The organism is Micromonospora sp. SL4-19 (genome assembly GCF_047921475.1).
In the GTDB taxonomy this organism is placed as follows: Bacteria; Actinomycetota; Actinomycetes; order Mycobacteriales; family Micromonosporaceae; genus Micromonospora.
This window is the reverse complement of the sequence record NZ_JBLROB010000060.1, coordinates 1-5,963: the sequence shown is the minus strand read 5'-3', so window position 1 is coordinate 5,963 and position 5,963 is coordinate 1. Positions and strand designations below refer to the sequence as shown.

The window sequence follows — 5,963 nt, the reverse complement described above, 5'->3', positions numbered from 1 at the left end:
GGGGAACCGGACCGGGTCCTCGGCGGCGCGGACGATCCGGACGCCGTCGGCGTACTCCTCGAGGGGTGCGCCGTCGGTGTGGCGGGTGATGACGGTGACCTCGTGGCCGGCGGTGGCCAGGGCGACGGAGAGGGCGTGCACGTGGCGGCCGAGGCCGCCGACGAGCACCGGCGGGTACTCCCACGACAGCATCAGCACCCGCTGGTTCCGGACGGGCTGGATGTCGATCACGTCGGCGTCGGCGGACATGCGGCCCCCTTTGAGTTGTGTCTCCCGTTGCACCGAGGCGGCCGGCACCGCATCGGGTGCCCGCCGTCCCGCCGGGTCGCAGCCCATCCTGTCGAGCTGTCGATAACCAGCGGAGACACGCTGGTTGCCGCTGTGTAACGCGTACCTATCGGGGCCGGCGGACGCGCAGCAGCTCGGCGACCGACCACGCCTGGAACGGGCAGCCGGTGGCGGTGTGCGGGGCGAGACCGTCGGCCGTCTCGCTCACGGAACCCAGGCCGAACTCCACGAGATGCTCCTCAAGGCCCACCAACAGGCCGTCGGTGGGCAGTCCGGCCCGCCGGTACGCGTCGACGAACGGCCCGACCAGCCACGGCCAGACGGTCCCCTGGTGATAGCCGGAGTCCCGCTCGGCTGGCCCGCCTGCGTGCCGGCCGACGAAGCCGGGGGAGTCGGGGGAGAGGCTGCGCGGCCCGAGCGGGGTGAACAACCCTTCGGCGACCCGGCGCAGCGCCGCCCCGTCCGGTTGGAGCGGGGCGTACGGCAGCGACCAGGCGAGCAGCTGGTTGGGGCGGAGCAGGTCGTCGTCGTGGTGCGGCGCCCCGACGCGCGGGTGGGCCGGCGCGGGCACGTCCACCACGTCATACAGCCAGCCCGTCGGTGCCGGGAACCGGGCCCGGAATGTGCCGGACGCCCTCGTGTGCAGCTCCCACAGTTCGGTGGCGTCCCGGCCGGTCAGCTCGGTCAGCTCGGCGAGCCCGGCCAGCCCGTTGACCCAGAGCGCGTTCACCTCCACCGGCTTACCGGCACGCGGGGTCACCGGCACCCCGTGCACCCGGGCATCCATCCAGGTCAGCGCGGTGCCCGGGGTGCCGCCCCCGGTGATCAGCCCGTCCGCCGGGTCGGCCCTGATCCCGTACCGGGTGCCGGCCAGGTGCGCCTGCACGACGGCGTGCAGCGCGGGCAGCAGCTCGTCGCCGAGGTCGGTGTCCCCGGTGAGGGTGACGTGTCGGCTCACCGCGTGCAGGAACCACAACGTCGCGTCGACCGTGTTGTACTCCACCCGCCCGGTGTCGGCGGTGTTCGCCAGCATCCCCTCCGACAGCGTCGCCGCGTATGCCCGCAGCAGTTCGCGCCCCTCGTCCGCCCGGTTGGTGCACAGGAACAGGCCCTCGTACGCGGTCATGGTGTCCCGCGACCAGGCGCCGAACCACGGGTAGCCGGCCACCACGTCCGGTCCGGCGCCGGTGCGCACCACGAACGCGTCGGCGGCCAGGGCGAGGCTGGCCTCGACCGGATCGTCCGGTTTCGCGGCGGCCACCACCGCCCGGTTACGCCGCCGGGCGGCCTCGATGAGCGCGGTCGCCGGCGGCGGCTCCTCGGCCAGGTCACCCGCCCAGGCCAGCACCGACACCGTGGCGCCCGGCTCGTCGAGCGCACCGGAGAAGCGGCCGGCGTGCCAGAGGTCCTCGTCCGGGTTCAGGCCGCGCGCCGCCTCCTCCCGGTGGTGCACGCCCCGCCACCACTGCCCCTCGGGCGTCCAGTCCGGCCCGGCCAGCCGGAACGCGCCCTCGACCACGGCCCCGCCGGCCACCGCCTCCAGCTGCGGCGTCGGCCCGTCCGCGCGGCGCTCGCCGTGCGCGTCGCGCCAGGTGCAGGCCGCCGCCAGATCCAGCCGGACCGGTCCGCCGCAGAGCAGCCGGTGCACCACCGCCACGCAGGGCCGGCCGTACGCCATGGCGATCTCCCGCTCGATCACCACGTCGCCGATCCGCCACCGCCAGCGCGGCACCCCGTCGACCAGGTCGAAGCGCTCTAGCAGCTCGAAGCCGCGCGGGTCGACGACCCCGGAGGACCACTCGTGCGCGCCGAGCCGGACCCGTTCCCCGGAGGGGAGGGTCACCGCCGGGTCGAGGCTGACCAGCCCCACCTTCCGAGATGCGAGCGTTTCCCCGGCGACCACCAGCAGCCCGTGGTAGCGGCGGGTGCGCAGCCCGCTGACCGTGCCCATGGCGTAGCCGCCGAGGCCGTCGGTGACCAGCCACTCCCGGGTCGAGGAGGCGGCGAGATCCCCGCAGACCTGCGGACCGAAGCTTATGCCGATCAACTTTCCTCCACCTCCGGCGAGGTGTAACACGCCACGACGACAATGACCCCTGTGGTGAAGTACCCCGGCGGCGTCGAAGATGTGCAGGTGATCACTGACCGTCCGACCTCCGTGACCCCCGACCCCGAGCGGCGCCGGCTGGCCCAGGCCGACGCCGGGGAGCAGGACTGGCGCGCATGGGGCCCCTATCTGTCCGAGCGGGCGTGGGGGACGGTACGGGAGGATTACAGCGAACACGGCACGGCGTGGGACTATTTTCCCCACGATCATGCGCGGTCCCGAGCCTACCGGTGGAACGAGGACGGTATGGCCGGCGTCTGTGACGACCGGCAGACCTTCTGCTTCGCGCTGGCGCTGTGGAACGGCCGGGACCCGATCCTCAAGGAGCGGATGTTCGGCCTCGGCGGCGACGGCGGCAACCATGGGGAGGACGTCAAGGAGTACTGGTGGTACGAGGACTCCACGCCCACCCACTCGTACATGCGCTGGCGCTACCACTACCCGCAGGCCGCCTTCCCGTACGACGAGCTGGTCGCGGTCAACGGCCTGCGCGGCCGGGACGACACCGAGTACGAGCTGGTCGACACCGGGATCTTCGACGACGACCGGTACTGGGCGGTGACCGTCGACTACGCCAAGGCGTCCCCGACCGACATGTGCGTCCTGGTCACCGTCGCCAACCGGGGAGACCGGGACGAGACGCTGCATGTGCTGCCCACCCTCTGGTTCCGTAACACCTGGGGCTGGGGGCTGCCGGGCGGCGACCGGGTGCCCCGGATCACCGGCGAGGGCGCCCGGCTGGCGGGTGAGCACTGGGTGCTCGGGCAGCTCCTGCTGGAGGGCGACGGGGAGCCCACCGCGCTGCTCTGCGACAACGACAGCAACGCCGAGCGGCTCTGGGGGCTGCCCGGGCGGTCGGCGTACCCGAAGGACGGGATCAACGACCACGTGGTGGCCGGCGCGGCCACGGTCAACCCGGACCGGGAGGGGACCAAGGGCGCCCTGCACTACGTCCTGGACGTGCCGGCCGGCGGGCAGCGGCAGATCCGGCTGCGGCTGACCCGTACCGCCCCGCCCCCGGGCAGCGTGCCCGCGCCCCCCGCCGATCTCGGCGACGGTTTCGACGCCGTGCTCTGGGCGCGGCGCGCCGAGGCCAACCGCTTCTTCGACAGCGTCATCCCGGCCGCCGCCAGCGCCGACGAGGCCCTGGTGGCCCGGCAGGCCATCGCCGGGCTGATGTGGGGCAAGCAGTTCTACCACTTCGACGTCAAGCGGTGGCTGGAGGGCGATCCCGGCTCCACGCCGCCGCCCGCCGGGCGCCGGCACGGGCGCAACAGCGCCTGGTGGCACATGAGCAGCTTCGACGTGATCTCCATGCCCGACCCGTGGGAGTATCCCTGGTACGCCGCCTGGGACCTGGCCTTCCACTGCGTCAGCATCGCCCGGGTCGACCCCGGCTTCGCCAAGGAACAGCTGCTGCTCCTGCTCCGCGAGTGGTATCTGCATCCCAACGGGCAGATCCCGGCGTACGAGTGGGCGTTCGGGGACGTCAACCCGCCGGTGCACGCCTGGGCGGCGCTGAAGGTCTTCGAGATCGACGGCTCCCGGGACCACGAGTTCCTCGCCCGGGTGATGCACAAGCTGCTGCTCAACTTCACCTGGTGGGTCAACCGGAAGGACACCGGCGGCAACAACGTCTTCGAGGGCGGTTTCCTCGGGCTGGACAACGTCGGGCCGTTCGACCGCTCGGCCGCTCTGCCGGTCGCCGGGGTGCTGGAGCAGTCCGACGGCACCGGCTGGATGGGCATGTACGCGCTGAACCTGCTCGACATGGCGATCGTGCTCGCCGAGCACGACGAGGCGTACGTGGACACCGCCACGAAGTTCTTCGAGCACTTCGCGTACATCGCCGCCGCCGCGTACGACCAGGGGCTCTGGGACGACGAGGACGCCTTCTTCTACGACGTGCTGCGGCTGGCCGACGGCACGAAGGTGCCGCTGAAGGTCCGCTCGGTGGTGGGGCTGCTGCCGCTGGCGGCGACCACCCGGCTCACCGCGCGGACCCTGCACCGGCTGCCCGAGCTGGCCGCCCGGCTGCGCTGGTTCCTCGCCAACCGCCCCGAGTACGCCGACGTCGTCGGCGCCCGGCGGATCGGCCCCGACGGCCGCCAACAGCGGCTGCTGTCCATGGTCGGCCCCGAGCAGGTGGTCCGGCTGCTCGCCCGGATGCTGGACACCGACGAGTTCCTCTCCGAGTACGGCCTGCGTACGCTGTCCCGCGCCCACCTGGACAAGCCGTTCACCGTGACCCTCGGCGGGCAGGAGTTCAGCGTCGGCTACGAACCGGCCGAGTCGACCAGTGGCCTGTTCGGCGGCAACTCCAACTGGCGTGGCCCGATCTGGATGCCGACGAACTTCCTGCTGATCAGCGCGTTGCGCGACTACGCCGCCTTCTTCGGTGACGACCTGCAGGTGGAGTACCCGACCCGGTCGGGGCGGAAGCTGACCCTGGACGAGATCGCCGACGACCTGTCCGGCCGGCTGATCGCGCTGTTCACCCGGGACGGCTGGGGGCGGCGGCCCATCTACGGGGCGTGCCAGCTCTTCCAGACCCACCCCGACTGGCGGGACCTGATCGCCTTCCCGGAGTACTTCCACGGCGACAACGGCGCCGGACTCGGGGCGTGGCACCAGACCGGCTGGACCGCCCTGGTCGCCGACCTGATCCTCACCCTGCGCCGCTGATCCGCGCCGCGGGTGCGCCGGCCGCCTCCGGCACCGTCGCCCGGTCCGCCGGCCGCCTCCGGCACCGTCGCCCGGTTCGCCGGAAACCCGGCTGTCGCGATCGGGCGTCGGCTGTAGCGTGTCGGGGCCGCCGCACGGGAGGAGAACGCGATGCGACAGCGCCGGGAGGCAACGGTGCTCGTCTTCGACGCCGACGACACGCTCTGGGAGAACAACGTCCTCTTCGAGCGGGTGATCGACGACTTCCTCGACTGGCTGGACCACCCGACGCTGGACCGCGTGCAGATCCGGGCCGTCCTCGACGACATCGAGCGGGCCAACGCCGTCGCGCACGGCTACGGCAGTAAGGTCTTCCTGCGCAGCCTGGGGGAGTGCCTGGAGAAGCTGCGGCAGCGCCCGACCACCGCGCGGGAGCGCGTGGAGATCGAGAATCTCGCGGTGGCGCTGATCGGCCATCAGGTCGAGCTGATGCCCGGGGTCGCGGCGACCCTGGACGACCTCGCCACCCGGCACGAGCTGCTGCTGCTGACCAAGGGGGAGCGGGAGGAGCAGCAGCGCAAGCTCGACGCGTGCGGGCTGCTGCACCACTTCCGTGCCGCGCACATCGTGCCGGAGAAGGACGCCGACACCTACCGCTGGCTGGCGCGCGAGCACGCGTTCGATCCGGCCAGCGCGTGGATGATCGGCAACTCACCGAAGTCCGACATCCTGCCCGCCCGGGCCGCCGGCATGAACGCGGTCTTCATCCCCAACGAGAACACCTGGGTGCTGGAGCACGACGAACTCGACCCGGACGATGTCGGGGTGATCCGGCTGGCCGCGTTCACCGACCTGGTCCAGCACTTCTGACCGGTGCCGGTCGTGTCTAGCGAACAGCTACCTC

The 5,963-nt window shown here is 72.3% G+C and carries 4 protein-coding genes; 2 read left to right on the top strand and 2 right to left on the bottom strand.

From position 1 onward, the window contains the following. Together ACNAVT_RS31515 and ACNAVT_RS31510 are read right to left on the bottom strand one after the other, a co-directional pair. Positions 1 to 249: glycogen/starch synthase (locus ACNAVT_RS31515; protein ID WP_416301619.1), on the bottom strand; the 249-nt coding region annotated here is incomplete at its 3' end. A 145-nt stretch (positions 250 to 394) separates the two neighbouring features. After that, positions 395 to 2,335: an amylo-alpha-1,6-glucosidase gene (locus ACNAVT_RS31510; RefSeq protein ID WP_416301618.1), complete on the bottom strand. Its 1,941-nt coding sequence runs from the start codon at positions 2,333 to 2,335 to the stop codon at positions 395 to 397. Between the two features lie 42 nt (positions 2,336 to 2,377). On the opposite strand from ACNAVT_RS31510, the gene ACNAVT_RS31505 reads away from it, so the two are divergent. Together ACNAVT_RS31505 and ACNAVT_RS31500 are read left to right on the top strand one after the other, a co-directional pair. Then, complete coding sequence (locus tag ACNAVT_RS31505) at positions 2,378 to 5,080, top strand: MGH1-like glycoside hydrolase domain-containing protein (protein ID WP_416301617.1); 2,703 nt, start codon at positions 2,378 to 2,380, stop codon at positions 5,078 to 5,080. Between the two features lie 150 nt (positions 5,081 to 5,230). After that, the gene (locus tag ACNAVT_RS31500; protein WP_416301616.1) at positions 5,231 to 5,929 is read left to right on the top strand and encodes an HAD family hydrolase; all 699 of its coding nucleotides are present in this window, start codon (positions 5,231 to 5,233) and stop codon (positions 5,927 to 5,929) included. Positions 5,930 to 5,963 lie beyond the last annotated feature (34 nt).

Excerpts from the sequence above, each read along its gene's own strand:
- ACNAVT_RS31505 (WP_416301617.1), top strand. The coding sequence starts at position 2,378 with ATGACCCCTGTGGTGAAGTACCCCGGCGGCGTCGAAGATGTGCAGGTG.
- ACNAVT_RS31500 (WP_416301616.1), top strand. The coding sequence starts at position 5,231 with ATGCGACAGCGCCGGGAGGCAACGGTGCTCGTCTTCGACGCCGACGAC.